This window comes from Streptomyces sp. NRRL F-5755 (genome assembly GCF_001279365.1).
GTDB lineage: Bacteria > Actinomycetota > Actinomycetes > Streptomycetales > Streptomycetaceae > Streptomyces > Streptomyces rimosus.
This window is the reverse complement of the sequence record NZ_LGCW01000284.1, coordinates 36462-59716: the sequence shown is the minus strand read 5'-3', so window position 1 is coordinate 59716 and position 23255 is coordinate 36462. Positions and strand designations below refer to the sequence as shown.

Annotated in this window: 19 protein-coding genes, 1 pseudogene and 1 riboswitch; of the genes and pseudogenes, 11 read left to right on the top strand and 9 right to left on the bottom strand. The window is 73.9% G+C overall.

Annotated features, from left to right (window positions below):
• Positions 1 to 236: 236 nt before the first annotated feature.
• A riboswitch (cobalamin riboswitch) is annotated at positions 237 to 319 on the bottom strand.
• Between the two features lie 102 nt (positions 320 to 421).
• Positions 422 to 1495 (bottom strand): MBL fold metallo-hydrolase, encoded by a 1074-nt coding sequence (locus ADK86_RS28935; RefSeq protein ID WP_053699303.1) that lies wholly within the window; start codon positions 1493 to 1495, stop codon positions 422 to 424.
• 179 nt (positions 1496 to 1674) lie between these two features.
• Here ADK86_RS28935 and ADK86_RS28930 point away from each other — a divergent pair, with 179 nt between their 5' ends.
• The 6 genes from ADK86_RS28930 to ADK86_RS28905 all read left to right on the top strand — a co-directional run bounded on the left by ADK86_RS28930 (position 1675) and on the right by ADK86_RS28905 (position 10212).
• Positions 1675 to 3129 (top strand): aldehyde dehydrogenase, encoded by a 1455-nt coding sequence (locus tag ADK86_RS28930; protein WP_053699302.1) that lies wholly within the window; start codon positions 1675 to 1677, stop codon positions 3127 to 3129.
• Positions 3130 to 3136: 7 nt separating this feature from the next.
• The gene (locus tag ADK86_RS28925; RefSeq protein WP_053699257.1) at positions 3137 to 3421 is read left to right on the top strand and encodes a ferredoxin; all 285 of its coding nucleotides are present in this window, start codon (positions 3137 to 3139) and stop codon (positions 3419 to 3421) included.
• 172 nt (positions 3422 to 3593) lie between these two features.
• On the top strand, positions 3594 to 6230 hold the full coding sequence (gene lanKC / locus ADK86_RS28920; RefSeq protein WP_053699256.1) for a class III lanthionine synthetase LanKC: 2637 nt from the start codon (positions 3594 to 3596) through the stop codon (positions 6228 to 6230).
• Positions 6231 to 6355: 125 nt separating this feature from the next.
• Positions 6356 to 6472: a SapB/AmfS family lanthipeptide gene (locus ADK86_RS28915; RefSeq protein ID WP_030588438.1), complete on the top strand. Its 117-nt coding sequence runs from the start codon at positions 6356 to 6358 to the stop codon at positions 6470 to 6472.
• 115 nt (positions 6473 to 6587) lie between these two features.
• Positions 6588 to 8294: an ABC transporter transmembrane domain-containing protein gene (locus tag ADK86_RS28910; RefSeq protein ID WP_053699255.1), complete on the top strand. Its 1707-nt coding sequence runs from the start codon at positions 6588 to 6590 to the stop codon at positions 8292 to 8294.
• Positions 8287 to 10212: an ATP-binding cassette domain-containing protein gene (locus ADK86_RS28905; RefSeq protein ID WP_078952327.1), complete on the top strand. Its 1926-nt coding sequence runs from the start codon at positions 8287 to 8289 to the stop codon at positions 10210 to 10212. Before ADK86_RS28910 ends, ADK86_RS28905 begins: the two co-directional genes overlap by 8 nt.
• On the opposite strand, the pseudogene ADK86_RS44850 reads toward ADK86_RS28905, so the two are convergent.
• Positions 10138 to 10728, bottom strand: a pseudogene (locus tag ADK86_RS44850) (response regulator transcription factor); the annotation flags it as partial. The gene ADK86_RS28905 and the pseudogene ADK86_RS44850 sit on opposite strands and share 75 nt — an antisense overlap.
• A 121-nt stretch (positions 10729 to 10849) precedes the next feature.
• Positions 10850 to 11482: a TetR family transcriptional regulator gene (locus ADK86_RS28900; RefSeq protein WP_053699254.1), complete on the bottom strand. Its 633-nt coding sequence runs from the start codon at positions 11480 to 11482 to the stop codon at positions 10850 to 10852.
• Positions 11483 to 11776: 294 nt separating this feature from the next.
• Here ADK86_RS28900 and ADK86_RS28895 point away from each other — a divergent pair, with 294 nt between their 5' ends.
• The 3 genes from ADK86_RS28895 to ADK86_RS28885 all read left to right on the top strand — a co-directional run bounded on the left by ADK86_RS28895 (position 11777) and on the right by ADK86_RS28885 (position 15115).
• Positions 11777 to 13192: a glycosyltransferase family 4 protein gene (locus ADK86_RS28895; RefSeq protein WP_030588424.1), complete on the top strand. Its 1416-nt coding sequence runs from the start codon at positions 11777 to 11779 to the stop codon at positions 13190 to 13192.
• 94 nt (positions 13193 to 13286) lie between these two features.
• Complete coding sequence (locus ADK86_RS28890) at positions 13287 to 14048, top strand: class I SAM-dependent methyltransferase (protein WP_053699253.1); 762 nt, start codon at positions 13287 to 13289, stop codon at positions 14046 to 14048.
• Entirely contained in the window at positions 14045 to 15115 is a 1071-nt protein-coding gene (locus ADK86_RS28885; protein WP_053699252.1) for a prenyltransferase, read from the top strand. The genes ADK86_RS28890 and ADK86_RS28885 overlap by 4 nt, the downstream gene beginning before the upstream one ends.
• A 28-nt stretch (positions 15116 to 15143) precedes the next feature.
• Here the strand turns inward: ADK86_RS28885 and ADK86_RS28880 are convergent, their stop codons facing one another.
• On the bottom strand, positions 15144 to 15443 hold the full coding sequence (locus ADK86_RS28880; RefSeq protein ID WP_030588416.1) for a hypothetical protein: 300 nt from the start codon (positions 15441 to 15443) through the stop codon (positions 15144 to 15146).
• 110 nt (positions 15444 to 15553) lie between these two features.
• On the opposite strand from ADK86_RS28880, the gene ADK86_RS28875 reads away from it, so the two are divergent.
• Positions 15554 to 16357 (top strand): maleylpyruvate isomerase family mycothiol-dependent enzyme, encoded by an 804-nt coding sequence (locus ADK86_RS28875; protein ID WP_420718889.1) that lies wholly within the window; start codon positions 15554 to 15556, stop codon positions 16355 to 16357.
• A gap of 31 nt (positions 16358 to 16388) precedes the next feature.
• Here ADK86_RS28875 and ADK86_RS28870 read toward each other — a convergent pair whose 3' ends face one another.
• From ADK86_RS28870 to ADK86_RS28850, 5 genes are all read right to left on the bottom strand, one after another.
• Positions 16389 to 16700 (bottom strand): helix-turn-helix domain-containing protein, encoded by a 312-nt coding sequence (locus ADK86_RS28870; protein WP_053699251.1) that lies wholly within the window; start codon positions 16698 to 16700, stop codon positions 16389 to 16391.
• A 114-nt stretch (positions 16701 to 16814) separates the two neighbouring features.
• Positions 16815 to 17825, bottom strand: coding sequence for an LLM class F420-dependent oxidoreductase (locus ADK86_RS28865; RefSeq protein WP_053699250.1), 1011 nt, complete (start codon positions 17823 to 17825; stop codon positions 16815 to 16817).
• 167 nt (positions 17826 to 17992) lie between these two features.
• Positions 17993 to 18832 carry a DUF5336 domain-containing protein gene (locus ADK86_RS28860; protein WP_078952326.1) on the bottom strand — a complete coding sequence of 280 codons (840 nt, stop codon included), beginning with the start codon at positions 18830 to 18832 and terminating at the stop codon, positions 17993 to 17995.
• A 179-nt stretch (positions 18833 to 19011) separates the two neighbouring features.
• Positions 19012 to 19995: an N-acetylmuramoyl-L-alanine amidase gene (locus ADK86_RS28855; protein ID WP_053699248.1), complete on the bottom strand. Its 984-nt coding sequence runs from the start codon at positions 19993 to 19995 to the stop codon at positions 19012 to 19014.
• A gap of 21 nt (positions 19996 to 20016) precedes the next feature.
• Positions 20017 to 20667: a class I SAM-dependent methyltransferase gene (locus tag ADK86_RS28850; protein ID WP_053699247.1), complete on the bottom strand. Its 651-nt coding sequence runs from the start codon at positions 20665 to 20667 to the stop codon at positions 20017 to 20019.
• A 346-nt stretch (positions 20668 to 21013) separates the two neighbouring features.
• On the opposite strand from ADK86_RS28850, the gene ADK86_RS28845 reads away from it, so the two are divergent.
• Positions 21014 to 23236: an acyl-CoA dehydrogenase gene (locus tag ADK86_RS28845; protein WP_053699246.1), complete on the top strand. Its 2223-nt coding sequence runs from the start codon at positions 21014 to 21016 to the stop codon at positions 23234 to 23236.
• The last annotated feature ends 19 nt before the right edge of the window (positions 23237 to 23255 follow it).

Below are 23255 nucleotides of genomic sequence, written 5' to 3'. Positions count from 1 at the left end.
GGTGGGTCTGCGTGGGGTGCGCAGCCGCACTCGGACGCCCAGCCGCCCGCCGATCCGGTGATCGGCCGCGGTGGCACCGGGCTCAGCTCCGCATACCTCGACGGTGCCGCGCACCGGGCGTCCGCGCGAGGAGGCGCGGCCTTGCGGTGGCGGGAGCCTTGGTCGTGCCCCAGCGGGTGCTCCGGCTCGCCGGGCGTACGGGTGGTGTGCGGACGGCCGGGGCGGGACCGGTACGCGGTCCCGGCGGCCGGCCGGCGTGCGGACGCCGTACGTCCCGGATCACGGTTGCGGGTCAGCGCCGGATTTCCACCGGCTTCCCCCGATCGGGCACGGGATGAAATTGTCTCGCACACCTTAACCGGCGGGGTACGGGTGTCCCGGGCACGGGCCCGGCACGTGCGCACCCCGTACCGCCCGGTCCTCACACGGCCCGGTACGTCACCGGCTCCGACCCGGGAACCGCCTCCGCCAGCCCCCGCCGGACCAGGTGCCGCAGATGGGCCTCCGCCTCCGAGACGGCGATGTTCCGCGATCCGTACGGAATGCGCTCCCACGGCCGGTTCCACTCCATGGCCTCGGCGAGCTGCCAGGGCGTGCGCGGTACGGCGAGCAGCGCGCGCAGCCCGGCCAGGCGCTCCTCGTGGTGGGCGAGCAGTTCGCGCACCCGGCCGGCCGCGTCCGTGAAGGCGTGCTGGTGGGCGGGCAGCACCTCGGCGGGCGCGAGCCGGGCGACGTGTTCCAGGGAGGCCAGGTAGTCGCCGAGGGGGTCGGTGGGTGTGGCGTCGTCCGGGTCCTCGTACAGCCCGATGTGCGGGCTGATGCCCGGCAGCAGGTGGTCGCCGGAGAAGAGGCGGCCGTGGCCCGGCCGCTGCGCCGGGTGGTCCTCCTCCAGGTGCAGGCACACGTGGCCGGGTGTGTGGCCGGGTGTCCACACGGCGCGCAGGCGGCGGCCGGGCAGGTCGAGGAGGGCGCCGGGGGTGATCTCGCGGTCGGGCAGCGCGGCCCGCTGCCCGGGGAGGCCGCGCACCCGCCCCTCGGCGCGCGCCGCCCGCAGCGGTGCGAGGTGGCCGTCGGGCGCCCCGGCCGCGGTCAGCTTGGTGATCAGGTAGTCGAGCCACCGGCCGGGTTCGGCTTCCCGGGTGCGGCGGACGACGTCGGCGTCCGCGGCGTGCATGGCGATCCACGCGCCGGACGCCTCCCGGACGCGGGCGGACAGGCCGTGGTGGTCGGGGTGGTGGTGGGTGATGAGGACGCCGTGCAGGTCGGTGACGTCGAAGCCGCAGGCGGTGATCCCGGCGGTGAGGGTGTCCCAGGCGTCCGGGTCGTCCCAGCCGGTGTCCACGAGGACCGGCCCCCGGCCGGTCTCCACGAGGTGGACGAGGGTGTGGCCGAGCGGGTTGTCCGGTATGGGGACGGCGATCGACCACACGCCGCCCCGGTGGTCGGTCACCCGGGGCCCGGCCTCCGCCGCCCCGGTCCGGGCCGCTGCCGTCATCCGCCGCACCTCCGCTTCCGCGCGGCCGGGCCGCGCCCCGTGCCGGGCATTGCCCAGCATAACTGGAACTGGTATCAGTCCTGATGGAGCGTCAGAAAACACCGGCGAACCGCGAACTGCTCACCGTGAACCCGCACACCGTGCCCACCGACCCGGCCCACCCGCAGGAGGCGGCAGTCATGAGCGCACTCGTCGAGCACGAACGGCTCTACATCGGCGGCGAGTTCGCCGACCCGGCCGGTGACGGCGGCACCATCGAGGTGGTCTCGCCGCACACCGAGCAGGTCATCGGCCGGGTGCCGCACGCCTCGCGGGCCGACGTGGACCGCGCCGTCGCCGCGGCCCGTACCTCCTTCGACTCGGGGGTGTGGGCGGACACCCCGCTCGACGAGCGGATCGCGGTGGTCACGCGGATCAAGGACGCCTTCGCGGCGCGCAGCGAGGAGATCGCCAGGGTCATCAGCGCCGAGAACGGCACCCCGTACACCTCCGCCGTCATGGTGCAGGCGCTGGCCGCGATGATGGTCTGGGACGCGGCGATCACCGTGGCGCGCGACTTCCCGTACGAGGAGCGCCGGGCAGGGGCGCTCGGGCCGCTGCTGGTGCGGCGGGAGCCGGTCGGCGTGGTGGCGGCCGTGGTGCCGTGGAACGTGCCGCAGTTCACCGCGGCGGCCAAGCTGGCGCCGGCGCTGCTGGCCGGGTGCTCGGTGGTGCTCAAGGTGTCGCCCGAGACGCCGCTGGACGCCTACCTGCTGGCGGAGATCGCGAGCGGGGCGGGGCTGCCGCCGGGTGTGCTGTCGATCCTCCCGGCGGACCGGGAGGTGAGCGAGTACCTGGTCGGGCATCCGGACGTGGACAAGGTGGCGTTCACCGGGTCGGTCGCGGCGGGCAGGCGCGTCATGGAGGTCGCGGCGCGCAACCTGACGCGGGTGACGCTGGAGCTGGGCGGCAAGTCGGCGGCCGTCATCCTGCCGGACGCCGACCTGGACGCCGCGGTGGCGGGCATCGCGCCGTTCGCCTGGCTGGTCAACGGGCAGGCGTGCGTGGCCCAGTCGCGCGTCCTGGTGCCGCGCGAGCGCTACGACGAGACCGCCGAACGGTTCGTCGCCGCCGCCCGCGCCCTGCGCGTCGGCAACCCGCTGGACCCGGCCACCGAGCTCGGCCCGCTGGTCGCCCGGCGCCAGCGGCAGCGCTCGCTGGACTACATCGGGATCGGGCAGCGGGAGGGCGCCAAGGTCCTCACCGGCGGCGGGCGGCCGAAGGGCATGGACAGCGGCTGGTACGTGGAGCCGACCGTGTTCGGCGAGGTGTCCAACGCGATGCGGATCGCCCGCGAGGAGATCTTCGGCCCGGTGCTCTGCCTGCTGCCGTACGAGGACGAGGCCGAGGCGGTGCGCATCGCCAACGACTCCGACTACGGACTGTCCGGCTCGGTGTGGACCGCGGACACCCCTCACGGCGTCGACATCGCGCGGCGGGTGCGCACCGGCACCTATTCCGTGAACACCTTCAGCATCGACATGCTCGGCCCGTTCGGCGGTTACAAGAACTCCGGCATCGGGCGGGAGTTCGGGCCCGAGGGCTTCGGCGCGTACCTGGAGTACAAGACGATCCATCTGCCGACGGAGGGGTGAGGCGAGGATGAGCGGTACGGACGGTCCGGCGGGGCCCGGCGAGGGCGCGCCCGAAGAGGCGGGCCCCCGCTGGCACGTGGAGGTGGACCGGGGGGTGTGCATCGGCTCCGGGATGTGCGTGGCCACCGCGCCCGGCGGCTTCGAACTGGACGCGGCCCGCCAGTCGCACCCCGTACGGCCCGAGTGCGCCGCGTCCGACGACGTGCTGGCGGCGGCGGAGGGCTGCCCCGTCGAGGCCATCAGCGTGACCGACGCCCGTACGGGGGAAGCCGTCTTCCCGCCGGAGGAGTGAGCGGCCGGTTCACGGACGTCCCCGCTGGGCGCCACGGCAGAGCCGCCTGCGCCCACCGGTGCGTACCGTTGGTAACCCGTGAACTTCTCACAGTTACCTCATGACATCTGTGACTGTTAACGCTCCCCGGCGGCGTGGAAATCTCGATGCCACGCCGCCGAGGGGGGAGACGATGGACAAACGGTACGAGGTGTACTGTCTCGCCGACAGACTCTTCTACGAGACCCCGGACCGTCTGTCCGCCGGCAACGGAACCACCTCCGGTGGCAGCCCCCTCTACGAAGCGGCCCAGCGCGCAGTTCCCGAAGGGTGGCGGTGTTTCCTCTCCGGGGACTGGCTTCACGTCAACCCCGTGGACGCCGACGGACAGCCGCACCCCGAACTGCCCCCGCAGGGCTGGAAGATCCATGTCTCGGCTTGCATGGAGAACGCCGAGAAGACGGCCTCCCAGGTATGGGACTACTGCGTCGACCGGCTGATCCCGTTCAAGTTCGTGCCCGGGCCACGCCCGATGCACATGCGCAACTCCAAGTACGCCGACCGCGGCGGCAGCGGCAAGTTCGCCACGATCTACCCGTCGGACGAGCGCCAACTGCACACCATACTGCGCGAGCTGGGCGCGCTGCTGGAGGGCCAGCCGGGCCCGTACATCCTCACCGACCTGCGGTGGAACGACGGCCCGCTGTACGTACGCTACGGCGGCTTCGCGCGGCGCTTCTGCGTCGACGAACACGGCAGCCTCGTCGGGGCGATCGAGAACCCCGAAGGCAAGCTGGTGCCCGACCGGCGCGATCCGCGCTTCAGCCCGCCGGAGTGGGTGACGCTGCCGGACTTCCTCGCCCCGCAGCTCGCCGCCCGCAACGCCACCACCGTCGCGGACCTGCCGTACCAGATCGAGTCGGCGCTGCACTTCTCCAACGGAGGCGGCGTCTACCTGGGGCGCGACCGGCGCACCGGCGACAAGGTGGTCCTCAAGGAAGCGCGTCCGCACGCCGGGCTGGCCGCCGACGGCGCCGACGCGGTGACCCGCCTGGAGCGCGAACGGGCCGCCCTGGAGAAGCTGTCCGGGAGCGGCGTCGCGCCGGAGGTCCGGGACTGGTTCCTCCTCGGCGACCACCGCTTCCTGGTCATGGACTTCCTGGAGGGGCGCACCCTCAACGCCTTCTTCGCCGAGCGGCACCCGCTGACCTCGGCCTCTCCGAGCCCGGAGCGGCTCGCCGACTACACCCGGTGGGCGCTGGACATCCACGCCGCGGTCGAGGAAACGGTGGCCGTCCTGCACCGCCACGGCGTCGTCTTCAACGACCTGCACATGTTCAACATCATGGTCACGCCCGACGAACGCGGCGTACGGCTGCTGGACTTCGAGGCCGCGGCGGTGGACGGCGCGAAGCTGCGGCAGACGCTGGCCCACCCGGGCTTCATGGCGCCCGCCGACCGCATCGGCGTCGAGGTGGACCGCTACGCCCTCGCCTGTCTGCGGCTCGCCCTGTTCCTGCCGATGACCTCGCTGCTGGTGCTCGACCGGGACAAGGCCGCGCACCTCGCCGAGATCGTGGCCCACGAATTCCCCGACGTACCGGCCGAGTTCCTGGCCGGGGCGGTCGAGGTGATCCAGGGGGCACCAGACGCAGCCGGCGCGGCCGCCTGCGCCGAACCGAGGACCGCGAAGCGGCGCACCGAAGCCGCGCCCTACCTCCCGGCCGAGCCCGCCGACTGGCCGCACAGCCGCGACTCCCTCGTCCGCGGCATCCTCGCCTCGGCCACCCCCGAGCGCACCGACCGGCTCTTCCCCGGCGACATCGCCCAGTTCTCGGACGGCGGCGGCCTGGGCATCGCGCACGGCGCAGCGGGCGTGCTCCACGCCCTCGCCGAGACCGGCGCCGGACGGTACGAGGAAGGCGAGGAATGGCTGCTGCGGCAGACCGCCCCGCCCCCTCCCGGCACCCCGCTGGGCTTCTACGACGGGCTGTCCGGCGTCGCCTGGGTCCTGGACCGGCTGGGCCACCAGGAGCGCGCCACGCAGCTGCTGGAACAGGTCCTCGCCGAGAAGTGGCACCGCCTCGCGCCCGACCTGAACGGCGGCCTGGCCGGCGTCGGCCTGGCCCTGGAGGACCTGGCCCGCACCCGCGGCGAACGCGAACTGCGCGAACGGGCCCTGGAGGCCGCCGGGCACGCCGCCGACCGGCTCGACGCCTGCGGCAAGCGCGCGGGCCTGCTGCGCGGCGCCACCGGACCCGCCCTGCTCTTCCTGCGGCTGTACGAGACCACCGGTGACGCCGGGCTGCTCGACATGGCGGCCGAGGCGCTCCGCCGTGACCTGGCGCGCTGCGTACGGGACAAGGACGGCGCCCTGGTCGTGGACGAGGGCTGGCGGACCATGCCGTATCTCGGCGGCGGCAGCGTCGGCATCGCCACGGTCCTCGACGACTACCTGAGGCACCGCGCGGACGAGGAGTTCGAGCGGGCGCGCACCGCGATCCTGCCCGCCGCGACGGCCCGCTTCTACGTACAGCCCGGCCTCTTCCGGGGCCGCGCCGGATGCGTCCTGCACCTGGCGCGGACCACCACACCGGCCGCCGACCTCGACGGCGAACTGGCCGTACAGATCTCCTGCCTGGGGTGGTACGCGATGCCCTACCGGAAGCACCTCGCCTTCCCCGGCGACCAGATGATGCGTCTGTCGATGGACCTGGCCACCGGGTCCGCCGGCGTCCTCCTGGGCCTGGGCGCGGCCCTGCACGACCGGCCCGTCCACCTGCCCTTCCTCCCGCCGCCGCCCTCCGAGGAGGAGCACCGGCGGCCCTGAGACCGGCTCCGGCCGTGTGCCGGAGCCGTAAACCCGGGCATCGCGGGGCGACCCGTCCGCCCGGAGCCGCAGCAACACCAGCAACACCTGCACAACAACGTCCCCATAAGTGAAAGGAAAGTGTCATGGCGCTTCTCGACCTGCAGGCGATGGACGCTCCCGAGCACGGCGGCGGCGGTGGCGGCAGCCACGTCAGCCTGACGCTCTGCGCGAGCCAGGCCAGCGTCCTGCTGTGTCTCTGACAGGACTGCGCACCTACCGGAATGCCTGAACCGGTAGCCCGTATCCGGGAGTTGTGATCCGGACGTGCGTGCGGCCCGTGCGTGGGCCGCACGCACACCTGTCGTGGGAGAGCCTGTGACCGTCACCCCCGCCGACCGGCTGCTGGGCGGCGCCCTGCGCCACAGCGCCCCGCGCGCCACCGCGCTGCTGCTGCTCACCGTCGCGTCCGCCGGGCTCGGCCTGGCCCTCCCCGGTGCCCTCGGGCACACCCTCGACCTGCTCCTCGCCCACCGCCCGGCCGCCCCCTGGCTCGTCCTCTGCGCGGTCCTGACCGGTCTGATCGTCCTGCTGGACGCCCTCGACGGTCTGCTCACCGGCATCACCGACGCCCGCGGCACGGCCTGGGTACGGCGGCGCCTGACCCACCACCTCCTCGCCGCCGGGCCGCGCGCCACCGAGCGGTACGGCAGTGGCGACCTGGTCACCCGCGTCGTCGGCAACGCCGCCCACGCCGGGACCGCGCCCACCGCCCTGGCGGCCTCGCTCGCCGCCGTGATCACCCCGGTCGGCGCGCTGATCGCCCTCGCGTACGTGGACCTGTGGACCGCCGCCGTCTTCCTCCTCGGCATGCCCCTGCTGGCCCTGCTGCTGCGCGCCTTCGCGCGGGCCACCGGCGACTGCGTCGTGCGCTACCAGGAGCACCAGGGCGACATGGCGAAGCGCCTCGTCGAAGCGGTCGGCGGCGCCCGTACGATCGCCGCCGCGGGGACCCGGCGCCGCGAGGCCGCCCGCATCCTCGCCCCGCTGCCCGGCCTCGCCCGGCACGGCCACCGCATGTGGGAGGTCCTGGGCCGGTCCACGGCGCAGGCCGCCATGCTCGTCCCGCTGCTCCAGATCGCCGTGCTGTGCGTGGCCGGTGCCCGGCTGGCGCAGGGCGAGATGACCATCGGCGGCCTGCTCGCCGCGTCCCGGTACGCGGCCCTGGCCACCGGCATCGGCCAGATCGTCGGCCAGCTGAACACCCTCGTGCACGCCCGCGCCGCTGCCCGGCGCATCGCCGAGGCCCTGGACGTCCCGGCGATGCACTACGGAAGGCGGCCCCTCGGCGCGGGCGACGGCACGCTGAAACTGCACGGCGTCACCGTGACGCGGGGCGACCGCACCGTGCTGCGCGGCCTGGACCTGACCGTGCCCGGCGGCACCTCGGTCGCCGTCGTCGGCCGCTCCGGCACCGGCAAGTCCGTACTGGCCGCGGTCGCCGGACGGCTGGCCGACCCGGACTCCGGCAGCGTCGTCCTGGACGACGTACCGCTGCCCGACCTGACACACGACGCCCTGCGCCGCGCGGTCGGCTACGCCTTCGAGCGCCCGGCGGTCCTCGGCGCCACCCTCCGCGACACGCTCGCGCTCGGCTCGTACGCACCCGGCCAGACCGAACTGGAGTCCGCCGCCGAGGCCGCCTGCGCGGCCCCCTTCATCCACCGCCTGCCCGAGGGGTACGCGACCCGGTGCGCGGACGCGCCCCTGTCCGGCGGCGAAGCGCAGCGCCTCGGCCTGGCGCGGGCCTTCGCGCACGCCGAGCGGCTGCTCATCCTCGACGACGCCACGTCCAGCCTGGACACCGTCACCGAACTGCACGTCACCCGCGCCCTGCTGCGCGACGTGAAGGCCGCCACCCGCATCGTCGTCGCCCACCGCGCGGCCACCGCCGCCCGAGCCGACCTGGTGGCCTGGCTCGACGACGGACGAATTCGCGCCCTTGCGCCGCACGCCGAGCTGTGGCAACTGCCCGATTACCGGGCACTGTTCGCCACCGCCCCCAAGGAGGCCGCGCATGCCTGAAGCCGTTCCGGCCGAGCGGCGCGGAGCCGCGGCAGGGAAGACCGCGCCGCACGGGACCGTTCCCGGCGAGCCTCTGCGCCGCTCCGGGCCGCGCTTCCTCAAACGGCGTCGCCGGGTCCTGGGCAGGCTCGCGGGCTGGTCGCTGGTCGAGTCGGCGCAGACCTTCCTGTTCGGATTCGCGCTGGCCCGCGCCCTGGACGACGGGTTCCTGCGCGGCGCGCCGGCCGTCGGCGTCGGCTGGCTGGCCGCCGCCGCGGTCTGCGTCGGTGCGGGCGCCTACGGCACCGCGCGGGTCTACGGGGCCGTGGCCGACCTGGTGGAACCGCTGCGCGACAGCCTGGTGCGCAAGGTCGTCCGCCGCGCCCTGTACGCGCCCGACGGAGCCGCGGTCTCCCGGCTCACCCACCAGGTGGAGATCGCCCGCGACACCTTCGCCGGGCTGGTGCTGGTCTCCCGCTCGTTCGTCTTCGTCACCGCCGGAGCGCTGGCCGGCCTGTGCTCGCTCGCCCCCGTACTCCTGCTGCTGGTGCTGCCGCCGCTGCTGCTCGGACTCGGCCTGTTCGGCTGGGCGCTGCGGCCGATGGCCCGCCGCCAGGAGACGTTCCTCGCGGCGGACGAGGCGATCGCCGAGGAGACCGGCGCGGCGGTCGGCGGGCTCCGCGACATCACCGCGGCCGGCGCGGAGCGGACCGTGGCGGACGCGGTGGGCGAACGGTTCGACGCCGAACAGCGGGCGTCGGCCGCGCTGGCCCGGTGGAGCATGTGCCGGGTGCTCGCCCTCGGGATCAGCGGACGGCTGCCGATCGTCCTGCTGCTGCTCGGCGCGCCCTGGCTGCTCGGCCGCGGGGTGACGCCCGGCGCGCTGGTGGGCGCGCTCGCGTATCTCACGCAGTCGCTGCTGCCCGCGCTGCACAGCCTGATGCACGGGCTGGGCACCTCCGGCACCCGCCTCGGCGTGGTGCTGCGCCGTCTCACCGCCGAGCCGGCGGCCGGACCGGACGGCGCACGGCCGCACATGACGCCCCACCGGGGGACCGCCGTCGAACTCAGCGGCGTGACCTTCGCGTACGGCCCGCACGCCGACCCGGTGTTCCGCGATCTCGACCTGACCGTGCCGGACGGCGGGCACCTGGCCGTCGTCGGCCCGAGCGGCATCGGCAAGTCCACCCTGGCCGGGCTGGTCGCGGGCCTGCTGGAGCCCGGCAGCGGCGAGGTCCGCCGGCCCGCCGTCGCGGACCGGGTGCTGGTGCCGCAGGAGGCGTACGTCTTCTCCGGCACCGTGCGGGAGAACGTGCGCTACCTGTGTACGGACGGCCAGGGCGACCGGGACGGCTCGGACGCGGACCTGCTGGCCGCCGCCGAGAAGATCGGCGCGGGGGTGCTGCTGGCGCGGCTGGGCGGGCCGGACGGCACGCTCGTACCGTCCGAACTGTCCGCCGGTGAACGCCAGCTGATCGCCCTGGTCCGCGCCTACCTCGCCCCCGCGCCGCTGGTCGTCCTGGACGAGGCGACCTGCCACCTCGACCCGGCGGCCGAGGCCCGCGCCGAACGGGCCTTCGCGGCCCGCCCCGGCGGCACGCTGATCGTCGTCGCGCACCGCATCAGCTCGGCGCTGCGGGCCGAACGGGTGCTGGTGATGGACGGTACGCACGCCCGGACGGGCCGCCACGGCGACCTGCTGCGACGGTCCGCGCTCTACCGCGAACTCACCGGCGGGTGGGCCCACGAGGGGCCGGGCGGCGCCGCTGCCGCCGCGCCGCTACAGCCAGCCCTCCCCGCGCGAGATGCGGATGGCGTCGACGCGGTTGCGGGCTCCCGTCTTGCGGGTGATGGCGGACATGTAGTTGCGCACGGTCCCGGTCGACAGATGCAGGACGCCGGCGATCTCGGAGACCGAGGAGCCCTCGGCGGCCAGTGACAGCACGCTCAGCTCCCGGCGGGTGAGCGGAATGTCGGCGGCCTGGAGGAAGCCGAAGCCCAGCGATCCGTCGATGAATCGTTTTCCCGCCGCCACCTGCCGTATCCCGGTGGTCAGCTGTACCGGCGACGCCTCCTTGTCGACGTATCCGAGGGCGTCCGCCTCGAAGGCCCGGCGCAGCGGTCCCGGCCGGTGCGCCGAGCCGAGCACCAGCAGGGCCGGTGATTTCACCGGGCCTTTCGCTTTGGCGAGTTTGGCCAACTTGCGTAATATCCCCGTCCCGTTCGGTTCGGGGCTCTCCGCGTCCACGACGCAGACGTCCGGCCGCGTCGCACGCGCCCGCTCCGCGGCGTCGCGGGTGCTGGCGGCGGCGACCTCGATGTCGTTCTCCCGGTCGAGTACTTCTGTCAACGCCCATCGGAACAGACATATGTCGTGGACGAGTAGCACCCGGATCACTGCAGTCCCCCTCCAGACCCACGTGTACCGGCTCCGTTGCGAGTACCCGGAATTCATACCGGCAATGCCGCTGACATGGACCCGGAGAACTGGCCAAGCGGAAGCGAGGGGGAGCGCGTGGGGGTTGTGCGCGCCCCCGGTGCGCCCTTTTAGGGGTTACCCGTTCGTAGCCGCCGGATCAGGCGCGCGGCGCCGGCGCCGTGAGATCGATGAGCCGGCAGACCGTCTCGATGTCGATCTTCACCTGGGCGATCGAGGCCCGCCCGGACAGCCAGGTGATCAGCGCCGAGTGCCAGGTGTGCTCGATGACCCGGACCGCGGACAGCTGCTCCGGCGTGGGCGCGCCGTCCAGCCCCATCGCGTCCAGGATGATCGCCGTGGTCAGCCGGGAGACGGTGTCCACCTCCGGGCTCACCGACCGGTCGGCGAATGTCAGGGCGCGCACCATCGCGTCGGCCAGGTGCGGTTCGCGCTGGAGCGCACGGAAGGCGCGCATCAGCGTCTGCGCGACCCGCGCGCCCGGCTCCGGCTCCGTCGGCGGGCGCTTGCGCAGCGTCGCGTGCAGGTGCTGCAGCTGGTCCTGCATGGTCGCCACGAGCAGGTGCACCTTGGACGGGAAGTACCGGTAGAGGGTGCCGAGCGCCACGTCCGACGCCTCGGCGACCTCGCGCATCTGCACGGCGTCGAACCCGCCGCGGCCGGCCAGCTCCGCGCTGGTGTGCAGGATGCGGCGGCGACGGGCCTCCTGACGCGCGGTCAGGGGCGGACCGGCGGGAAGCGCCGCTCCGGCCGCTGTGGAGTCCGTAGTCATATGTCCCATTCCGTGGCAGTGCGTCCGCGGTGCGGCCTGTGCCGGTCCTGCGATCGGCACAGCATGGCAGGGGGCCGGGTCGTGGCGCGAATCACCTGGTGCGGCTCTTTCGGCCAGGTTTCCGGCCGGTAGATTCGAAGCTCCTTGAACTGATCAGTAGCCCGCCGGCCGCCTTGGCCCGCGGGCGTCGCGGACCGGTCGCCGGCCGGCCGCGGCCGAACCGTACTGAAACTTGTTCTAGATTAGCGCCAGCGGTTACGCTCCGGCGAAAGTCCAGCGAGAAGGGGGCCGAGAGTGTCCGCCGAGGCCGTCCAGGCAGCCGCGCCGCACCCCGCCGAGGCCCCCGCCGCCTCCGCGGGTCCGGACGGCGACCGCCCGCTGCGCATCGCCCTGCTGACGTACAAGGGCAACCCGTTCTGTGGCGGCCAGGGCGTCTACGTCCGCCACCTCTCCCGCGAACTGGCCCGCCTCGGCCACACCGTCGAGGTGATCGGCGCGCAGCCGTACCCGGTCCTGGACCGCGCGGACCCCGTCCAGACGGAGTCCGGCGGCAGCGTCAGCCTCACCGAGCTCCCCAGCCTCGACCTCTACCGGCAGCCCGACCCGTTCCGCACGCCGAAGCGCGGCGAGTACCGGGACTGGATCGACGCGCTGGAGGTCGGCACGATGTGGACCGGCGGCTTCCCCGAGCCGCTGACCTTCTCGCTGCGCGCCCGCCGCCACCTCGCCGCCCGGCGCGGCGACTTCGACGTGGTGCACGACAACCAGACCCTCGGCTACGGCCTGCTCGGCGACCTCGGCGCGCCCCTGGTCACCACCATCCACCACCCCATCACCGTCGACCGGCAGCTCGACCTCGACGCCGCCACCGGCTGGCAGCGCCGCGCCTCGGTGCGCCGCTGGTACGGCTTCACCCGGATGCAGAAGCGCGTCGCCCGCCGCCTGCCGTCGGTGCTGACCGTCTCCGGCTCCTCCCGGCAGGAGATCGTGGACCACCTCGGCGTACGGGACGGCCGTATCCACGTCGTGCACATCGGCGCCGACACCGACCTCTTCTCGCCCGATCCGTCGGTCCCCGAGATCCCCGGCCGCATCGTCACCACTTCCAGCGCCGACGTGCCCCTCAAGGGCCTGATCCACCTGGTCGAGGCGCTGGCCAAGGTCCGTACGGAGAACCCCGAGGCCCACCTGGTGGTCGTCGGCAAGCGGGCCGACGACGGCCCGGTGGCCGCCGCCATCGAGCGGCACGGCCTCGGCGACGCGATCGAGTTCGTCAAGGGCATCAGCGACGCCGAACTGGTCGACCTGGTCCGCGGCGCCCAGGTCGCCTGCGTACCGTCCCTGTACGAGGGCTTCTCGCTGCCCGCCGCCGAAGCCATGGCCACCGGTACGCCGCTGCTGGCCACCACCGGTGGCGCCATCCCCGAGGTGTCCGGCCCGGACGGCGAGACCTGTCTGTCCGTGCCACCGGGCGACGCGGGCGCGCTGGCCGCCGGACTGACCCGCCTGCTGGGCGACGCCGGCCTGCGCCGCCGCCTCGGCGCCGCCGGGCGCGAACGCGTCCTGGCCCGCTTCACCTGGCGCCAGGCCGCCATCGGCACCGCCGAACGCTACCGGGAGGCCATCGCCCTCCAGGCCCCGCGCCTGCGCGCCGCCCGCTCCCGCCGCACCGCGGACGCCACCGCACCGACCCCCGCCGGCCGCGCCTGATGCGGCCCGGCCGGGCACCGACCAGTACCGCCATGACCCGCCGCCGTCGGCCTTAGCTGCCCGCGGATCCCCCCAGGACGAAAGCAGAGAGCCCTTGCTGACCGTCGACTTTTCCCGATTCCCGCTGGCGCCGGGCGACCGCGTCCTCGACCTGGGCTGTGGCGCGGGCCGGCACGCCTTCGAGTGCTACCGGCGCGGCGCGCAGGTCGTGGCGCTCGACCGGAACGCCGAGGAGATCCGCGAGGTCGCCAAGTGGTTCGCCGCCATGAAGGAGGCCGGTGAGGCGCCGGCCGGTGCCACCGCCACCGCCATGGAGGGCGACGCGCTGGCCCTGCCCTTCCCCGACGCGAGCTTCGACGTCGTCATCATCTCCGAGGTCATGGAGCACATCCACGACGACAAGGGCGTGCTCGCCGAGATGGTGCGGGTGCTGCGGCCCGGCGGGCGGATCGCGGTGACCGTGCCGCGCTACGGTCCGGAGAAGGTCTGCTGGGCACTCAGCGACGAGTACCACGAGGTCGAGGGCGGGCACATCCGCATCTACAAGGCCGACGAACTGCTCGGCAAGATGCGCGAGGCGGGCCTGAAGCCCTACGGCACCCACCACGCGCACGGGCTGCACAGCCCGTACTGGTGGCTCAAGTGTGCCTTCGGCGTCGACAACGACCAGGCGCTGCCGGTCAAGGCGTACCACAAGCTGCTGGTCTGGGACATCATGAAGAAGCCGCTGGCCACGCGGATGGCCGAGCGGGTGCTCAACCCGGTGATCGGCAAGAGCTTCGTCGCGTACGCCGTCAAGCCGCACCTGCCGGCGGACGCCGCCACCGCCGACGCCGCCGCCGGGGCCGCCAAGTGACGACACCGGGACGTACGGAACGCCTGGTCCTGCCCGGGGTCCTGACCGCCGGACAGGCGGCGCGCACCGTCGCCGGCATCCTGGCGACGCAGCGCGCCGACGGCGCGATCCCCTGGTTCCGCGGCCACCACCTCGACCCGTGGGACCACACCGAGGCCGCCATGGCCCTGGACGCCGCCGGGGAGCACGAGCGCGCCGAGGCCGCGTACGAGTGGCTGGCGCGGCACCAGAACCCGGACGGCTCCTGGTACGCGGCCTACGCCGACGGGGACGCCGCGGTGCCCACCGACCGGGGGCGGGAGACCAACTTCTGCGCGTACATCGCCGTCGGCGTCTGGCACCACTACCTGTCCACCGGCGACGACACCTTCGTGGACCGCATGTGGCCCGCCGTCTACGCGGCCGTCGAATTCGTCCTGGAACTCCAGCAGCCCGGCGGCGAGATCGGCTGGAAGCGCGAGAACGACGGCACGCCCGTCACCGACGCGCTGCTGACCGGCTCCTCCTCCATCTACCAGGCACTGCGCTGCGCTCTCGCCATCGCCGAACAGCGCGAGGAACCGCAGCCCGACTGGGAGCTCGCCCTCGGCCGGCTCGGCCACGCCATCCAGCACCACCCGGAGCGCTTCCTCGACAAGTCCCGCTACTCGATGGACTGGTACTACCCGGTCCTCGGCGGCGCCCTGAGCGGCACCGCCGCCAAGGAGCGCATCGAGGCGGCCTGGGAGGACTTCGTCGTTCCCGGCCTCGGCGTACGGTGCGTCCTGCCCAACCCCTGGGTCACCGGCGGCGAGAGCGCCGAACTGGCCCTCGCGCTCTGGGCGATGGGCGAGTCGGACCGCGCCGTGCAGATCCTCAAGTGGGTCCAGCACCTGCGCGCCGAGAACGGCATGTACTGGACCGGCTACGTCTTCGACGACGACGCGGTCTGGCCCGAGGAGCAGACGTCCTGGACGGCGGGCTCGATGCTGCTCGCGGTGGCCGCGCTGGGCGGCGACGAGGCGACCACGGCCGTCTTCGGGGGCGAGCGCCTGCCGACGGGCCTGACCCCGGACTGCTGCCGCTGAGGGGCGGGGCGCCGCCCCGCCCCTTCCCTCAGTGCTCGATCCGCCGGATACGGGCCGCCAGGGCATGCCCCAGCACCAGGTACACGAGCGCCGGCAGCCCGTAGTTCAGCAGCGTCCGCAGCCACTCCGCGTCGAAGGTGAAGAGGTTGTACGACCAGCCCGCCAGCCACCGCGCCGCGCCCTGGACGAAGTGCACCAGGTCGTTGGCGCGGTTCGCGTCGAGCAGGTACATCACGATCCACAGGCCGAGGATGACGGCCGTGAGGTCGGCGACGAGGGTGACGGCCCGGGCCGCCTGACTGCTTCCGTAGCGGTGTCTCCTGGACATGACAGCCGGGTAGCCGCATAAGTCCGGCATAAACAACTCCCGCCCGACGCCCGCCCGTTCGGAGAAAACCGGGCGGCCCTCCACCCCACCCGCGCACTACTGTTCGCCCCATGACGATCACCATGACCGGAACCCTCGGCCACGACCGCTACTGCGCCGAGATCCTCACCCAGACCGACCTGCTCCGGGAGACCGTCCGCGGCGCCGGCCTGAAGACGACCGTACCGACCTGTCCGGACTGGACCCTCGAAGACCTCCTGCGCCACGTCGGCGGCGCACACCGCTGGGTGGACACGACCGTACGGACCCGGGCCACCGAGATGGTCCCCTTCGACGCGGTCCCGAACCACCAGGGCCCCGAGGGCGACGACCCGGAGGCCCTGGACGCCTGGCTGGCGGACGGCGCGCGGCGCGTCGTCGAGGCGCTGCGCGAGGCGGGCGGCGACACCCTGCTGTGGGCCTGGGTGCCGGACCAGCCGACGGTCTTCTGGCCCCGGCGGATGACCCACGAGACGGTTGTCCACCGGGCGGACGCGGCGTCCGCGACGGGCGCCGGCTTCGCCCTCGACCCGGAAGTGGCCGCCGACACCATGGAGGAGTGGACCCAACTGGTCTGCCTGGCGCCCCTCCTCAAGCCCGACCACCCGGCCGCCCGGCTCCTCGGCACCGGCCGCACCCTCCGCCTCCACGCCACCGACGCCCCGCCCGGCGCCCCCGCCGACTGGCTCCTCGACTACACCGGCGACAAGGCCACCTACCGCCACACCCCCGAAACCGCCACCGCAACCCTCCAAGGCCCCCTCACCGACCTCCTCCGCGTCTATTACCGCCGCCTCCCGGTGGACACCCCGGGCATCGAGGTCATCGGCGACCGGTCGTTTGCGGAGGAGTGGCTGGAGGCGGCGAAGTTCTGACGGGGGGACGCGCCTGACGGGCCGCTCCGCATCAAGCGGCGTGCGGCACGAAGGACAGTGACACCTCGTCCGAGTCGATGGAGAGGTCGAGCTGAGCATCGAGGGCGTGCGCCAGGCGGCGCAGCAGCGGCAGGGTCGGTACCGTCCCGCCGCCCTCGATCCGCTCGACCTCCTCCGCAGCGAGCCCGGCCCGAAGACCCAGCTCACCCACCGACAGCCCGAGCGCGCCGCGAGCATCGAACACCGCCTGACCGAGCGCGATCGCCGCACTCGCCTCCACGTAGGCGGGATCCGCCCGGTGCTCGTCCGGAACCTCCCACCGCGTGTGGTATCCGCGACTCATGCGTTCTCCTCGAAGGTCCGGTGATACTCGGTCGCTGCCGGGCCGTGTTCCGCTTCGCACTCCTTCTGTGCCCGCACAGCTCGCTCTCTCGGGTCGGGTGGGTGGCACCTGGGGTCAGCCGTTCACCTCCGCCACCACCCGTAACGTCTCCACATCCGGCGCCGTGACGAGCAGATCCGTCACCGGCCCCGCGCGCCACGCCGCCAGGCGGTCGGCGATGCGGGCGCGTGGGCCGATGAGGGAGATTTCGTCGGCGAAGGTGTCGGGGACGGCCTGGACGGCCTCGTTGCGGTGGCCCTGGAGGAAGAGGTCCTGGATGCGGTGGGCGGCTTCGGGGTGGCCCAGGCGGGACATCAGGGCGGCGTGGAAGTTGCGGGTGGCGTGGCCCATGCCGCCGATGTAGAAGGCGAGCATGGCCTTGACCGGGAGCAGGCCCTCGGCCACGTCGTCGCAGACCTGGGCGCGGGCCATGGGGGCGACGCGGAAGCCGTCCGGGGCGTCGGCGAGGGAGGCCTCGTACACGTCGGTGCGGTACGGGGACCAGTACAGCGGGAGCCAGCCGTCGGCGATGCGGGTGGTCTGGGCGATGTTTTTGGGACCCTCGGCGCCGAGGAGGACGGGGAGGCCGGCGCGGCGGGGGTGGGTGATGGGCTTGAGGGGTTTGCCGAGGCCGGTGCCGTCCGGGCCGCGGTAGGGGAGCGGGTGGAAGCGGCCGTCGAGGGTCACCGGGGCCTCCCGGCGCAGCACCTGGCGGACGATGTCGACGTACTCGCGGGTGGCGGTGAGCGGGCTCGCGGGGAAGGGGCGGCCGTACCACCCTTCCACCACCTGCGGCCCGGACAGGCCGAGTCCGAGGAGCATCCGGCCGCCGGTGAGGTGGTCGAGGGTGAGGGCCTGCATCGCGGTGGCGGTGGGCGTACGGGCGGCCATCTGGGCGACGGCCGTGCCCAGCCCGATCCGGGAGGTGTGGGCGGCGATCCAGGTGAGGGTGGTGAACGCGTCCGAGCCCCAGGCTTCGGAGGTCCATACGGAGTCGTAGCCCAGCCGCTCGGCCTCCTGGGCGAGTTCGAGGTGCCGGGGGTCGGGGCCGCGCCCCCAGTAGCCGAGTGCCAGGCCGAGTCGCATGGGTGGTGCCTCCGGTCCGTCGGCAGCAGGCATCCTGACGGCGCGTCAGGACGTCGGCGCAGCGTACGAGGCGGGGGCGGGGAAGGAAAGGGAGGGTGGTACGGCGACGGCCCCTCGCCCGGGGTGGGTGAGGGGCCGTCGCGCGGTGCGCCGCGGGCGGGGTGCGGTCAGCCGCGCTGGATGCCGGTCGTGTCCTGGAGGACGCCGCGGCGCCCGTCCTGCGTCTGCGCGACCAGCGCCTGGCCGCGCTGGTCCACGGCCAGGTACCACGTACCGGGCGCCAGCTCGGCGATCGGCGTCGGCGCGCCGTCCTCGCCGTACAGCGGGCGCGCGACCGGCACCGCGAACCAGAACGGCGCGAAGTCCGCCGCGGGCGCGGGCTGCTGCGCGGCGGCCGGCGAGGGCTGCTGCCCGCCGTACGACTGCGGACCGCCCGGCTGCCCCTGGCCGGTCTGCTGCGCGCCCGGGTAGCCGTACCCGCCGTGGCCCGGCTGCTGCTGGTGGGCGCCGGGGTAGCCGTACCCCTGGCCCGGCGCCGCGCCGTACGGGGACGGGGTCTGCGGCCGCGGGGCCGGGATGAGACCGGCCTTCAGGGCGGGCACCAGCGGCGTGGCCACCGCCCCGGCGGCCAGCACCAGCGCGGCGATCAGGCCGAGGATCAGTCCGGCGCCCGCGCCGCCGCTGTTGACGATCGTCCAGAAGGCGAACCAGGCGACGAACACGGTCCACGCGACGCCGAACTGGCCGAGGTCGAGACCGGCGACCTTCAGGGGGCGCGGCAGGGCCCGCGCCACGACGATCAGGGCGGCGGCGATGATGCCGGCCAGGTACATGCCCATCAGCAGGGGCAGCGCGTCCCAGGCGTTCGTGGAGGTGATCTGCGGGCAGAAGCTGCCGGTGCAGTCGGAGCCGTCGTACGAGCTGATGTCGAGAAACGAGGCGATGAACAGCAACACCGCTGCTCCGATCACCACGCCGTCGCCTCTAGTGAGGGAGCGGATGTTCACGTAAGGGTCCTTTGTCGGTTCCGGTGTCTGTCTTCGCTGTCGCAGCCATATGCGCTGGTGGGCGCGTGGCGAGGCACGGGGTGGCCCCCCATCGTAAGGGGGAACCTACCGCCGGATCCTGTGGGCCGTCTTGTCGGTATCGGTCAGGTATCGAGTCGGTATCGGCACCCGCGGCGCCGCTACTCGGTCAGGAAGCCGGTAATGCCCTCGGCGATCCCGCGGGCCGCCTTTTCCCGCCATTGCGGGTCGGTCAATTGCGCCGCGTCCTTCGCGTCGCGCATATTGCCGCACTCCAGGAACACCTTGGGAATGCCGGAGAGGTTGAGGCCGCCGAGGTCGGACCGTACGACGAGGCCGGTGCCGCCGCCCAGGTAATTGGCCGGGGCGCTCCCGGTCGCCGCCACGAACCGGCCCGCCAGGTGCTCGCCGAGCCGCCGCGACGGGCCGACGATGGCGGAGGTGTCCGCGGCGCCCGCGGTGACCCGGGCGGGCAGGATCACATGGAAGCCCCGGTTGCCCGCACCCGCGCCGTCGGCGTGCACGGACACCGCCGCGTCGGCCTTCGCCTCGTTGCCGGCGCGGGCGCGCTCGTCCACGCACGGCCCGTACGGCCGGTCGCCGTCCTGGGTGAAGACCACCTTCGCGCCCTCGGCCTGGAGCAGAGTACGGGCGCGCCGCGCCACGTCGAGCGTGAAGGACGCCTCGGCGTAGCCGTCGTCGGTGGACGTACCGGTGGTGTCGCATTCCTTGCGCCCGTTGCCGACGTCCACCTGGCGCGCGATCTCGCGGGTGTGGTCGCGGTTGGCGGGGTTGTGGCCGGGGTCGAGGAGGACGGTGCGGCCCTTGAGGCGGGTGCCGGTGTGCCCGTCAGGCCCGGACCCGGGCCGGTCTCCCTTGTCCTCCGGGTCGCCCGGGGTGGGGCGGCCCCCGTCGTCCCCGGTGCCCGAACCGCCCGCGCCGCTCGTACCGCCCTTGCCCGGCGGCCCGCCCGGTGACGACGGGCTCGCCGCGGGCAGCGCCTTCGGTGGCCGGTCACCGCCGTGTCCGCTCGTGGACCGCCAGATCAGCCAGCCCGCGGCGCAGGCGGCCAGCAGCGCGGCCAGGACGACGACGAGGGTGCCGCCGAAGCGGCGGCGCGGGGGGAATGTACTGCCGTTCGACACATCGCGATCGTAGTGGTGCGGTCAGCGCCCTTCACCGGTGCGACGCAGTACGTGCAGCGAGCCGTGTGCCGATATTTCGGTGAACGCACCGGATTCCAGGGCGCGCCGGTAGACGCGGTACGGGGCCTGTCCGCCGTCCGCCGGGTCGGCGAAGACATCGTGGATGACCAGCAGCCCGCCGGGCGCGACGTGCGGCGCCCAGCCCTCGTAGTCGGCGGTGGCGTGCTCGTCGGTGTGCCCGCCGTCGATGAAGACCAGCCCGACGGGCGTGTTCCAGAGCGCGGCGATCCGCGGCGAGCGCCCCACCAGCGCGATGACGTGCTCCTCCAGCCCCGCCGCGTGCAGCGTGCGGCGGAAGGCGGGCAGCGTGTCCATCAGCCCGACCTCGGGGTCGACCACGGACGGGTCGTGGTACTCCCAACCGGGCTGCTGCTCCTCGCTGCCGCGGTGGTGGTCGACGGTGACGGCCGGTACGCCGGCGGCCCGCGCCGCGTCCGCGAGCAGGATCGTGGAACGGCCGCAATACGTGCCGATCTCCACCAGCGGCAGCCCCAGCGCCGCCGCTTCCGTTGCCGCCTCGTAAAGCGCCAGCCCTTCGTCGAGCGGCATGAAGCCCTTTGCCGCCTCGAAAGCGGCGAGTATCTCCGGCTTGGGGGCGTTCGCGGCGGCCATGGGGATTCCTCCTCGTCGTACGGTCACCGGGCGGTGCGGCGGCGACTCATAACGACGGATGGTACGTGCCGGTAATGCGGGGAGGGCGCGGGTGGCACCGTAAGGGGCGAGAGGGGGTGAGCGGTGGGGAATGTGCCGCCTATTCCGGTTGGCCGGTCGGTGCGGTTTACGGATTCGGGGCGGGGAGGTTTACGTTTCCCTTCGGCCCGTACGGATTCGGTCTGTCTCGTACGTTCCTGTACGCATTTCACCGGGGCCGCTCTCCGTCCGGCCGGGCCCGACCGGTCCGGAAGTCGCCCCCGACCTGACCTACCGTCAGTTTGGAACGTGTTCTAGTCTGCCCGTCATGGGGAAGGGCTTCGACGCGAGTACGGATACGGGCATCGGCATCACCCCCGAGCAGGGTGAGCTGGCCGCGGCGGTGCGGGGCTGGGCGGCGCGGGCCGTACCGCCGGAGGAGGTGCGCAAGCTGCTCGACGCCGGCCCCGGCCGGCGAGGACGCCCCGCGTACTGGGACGGCCTCGCCGCGATGGGGCTGCTCGGGCCGCATCTGCCGGAGGAGTACGGCGGTGGCGGCGGCGAACTGCTGGATTTGGCCGTCGCGTTGGAGGAGACCGGCCGCGCCGCGCTGCCCGGCCCCTACCTGCCCAGCGTGCTCGCCTCCGAACTGCTGCGGCGCGGCGGCACCCCTGACCTGGCGCGCGCCCTGGCCGCCGGCGACCGCATCGGCGCCGTCGCCCTCGGTACGGGCACCCTCCGCGCGGCCCCCACGGCCGACGGCCACGTACTGGACGGCACGGCGCCGCCCGTCCTCGCCGGTGGCGACGCCGATCTGATCCTGCTGGCGGCGGAGGCGCCGTCCGGCACCGTCTGGGTCGCCGCCGACGCCGCCACGCTCTCCGTGTGCATACAGACCGGCGCCGATCCCACGCGCCCGGTCGCCCGCGTGACGGCCGAGGCCGTACCGGTCCCGGCGGACCGGGTACTGGAGGTCGACACCGCGCTCGTACGGGACCTGGCCGCCACGCTGTTCGCCGCCGAGGCGTGCGGCACCGCGGCCTGGGCGCTGCACACCGCCGCCCGCCACGCCGCCGTACGCGAGCAGTTCGGGCGGCCGATCGGCCAGTTCCAGGCCGTCAAGCACCTCTGTGCGGACATGCTCGTACGGATCGAACAGGCCCGCGCCCTGGCCTGGGACGCGGCGCGCGCGGCGGACGAGGCGCCCGCGACCCGCGGCCTGGTCGCCGCGCTGGCCGCCGCCACCGCCCTGGACACCGCCTTCAACTGCGCCAAGGACTGCATCCAGGTCCTCGGCGGCATCGGCTTCACCTGGGAGCACGACGCGCACCTGTACCTGCGGCGGGCGACCGTGGCCCGCCAACTGCTGGGCAGCGGCGGCGAACACCGGCTGCGGGCGGCCCGGTTGGGCGCCGAGGGCGCGCGGCGCGAGCTGCGCATGGACCTGCCGGTGGAGCGGTCGGGGGAGGCGGCCCGCTACCGCGAGCAGGCCCGCGAGGTGATCGCGAAGGTGCGCGGCCTGGCCCCCGCTGCCGTACGCCACGAACTGGCGCCCACCGGTTACGCGGCGCCGCACCTGCCCGCCCCGTACGGCCTGGACGCCGGCCCCGTGCAGCAGCTGGCCGTCCAGCAGGAGATGCGCGACGCGGGTGTCCGGATCAGCGACCTGGGCATCGCCACCTGGGTGGTGCCGTCCCTGATCACCTACGGGACGCCGGAGCAGCAGGAACGCCATCTGCTGCCGACGCTGCGCGGCGACCGGCTGTGGTGCCAGCTGTTCTCCGAGCCGGAGGCCGGGTCCGACCTGGCCGCGCTGCGCACCCGGGCCGAGCGGGTGGACGGCGGCTGGCGCGTCAACGGCCAGAAGGTGTGGACCTCGGCGGCCCGGCAGGCGGACTTCGGCATCCTGCTCGCCCGGACGAACCCGGACGCGCCCAAGCACCAGGGCCTGACGTTCTTCCTGGTCGACATGGCGGCACCCGGCGTCGAGGTGCGGCCGCTGCGCGAGATCACCGGCGACTCGCTCTTCAGCGAGGTGTACTTCGACGACGTACTGCTGCCGCAGGACGCGGTGGTGGGCGAGGTGGACGACGGCTGGCGGGTGGCCCGGCACACCCTCGGCAACGAGCGCGTGCACATGGCCGACCAGGTCGGCTTCGACACCGGGCTGGAGGCGCTGATCGAGCGGGCGGCCGGGCTGGACGGCTCGGTGCGCGAGCGGGTGGGCGCGCTGGCCGCCGAGGCGCACGCGCTGGCGTGCATCGGGCTGCGCACCACCCTCCAGCAGGTGGCGGGGCGGGAGCCGGGCGCCGGGGCGAGCGTCCGCAAGCTGGTGCAGACCGCCCACCAGCAGAAGGTGGCCGAGCTGGCGCTCGAACTCCTCGGCCCGGCGGGCGCGACGGGGGAGGGCCCCGCGGAACGCGCCCTGCACGGCTTCCTGATGTCGCGCTGCCTGACGATCGCGGGCGGTACGACGCAGGTACAGCTGAACGTCGTCGCGGAGCGGCTGCTCGGCCTGCCCCGGGACCCGGAGCCGCGCCCGCTCATCTGATTCCGGGCGCCCCTACGAG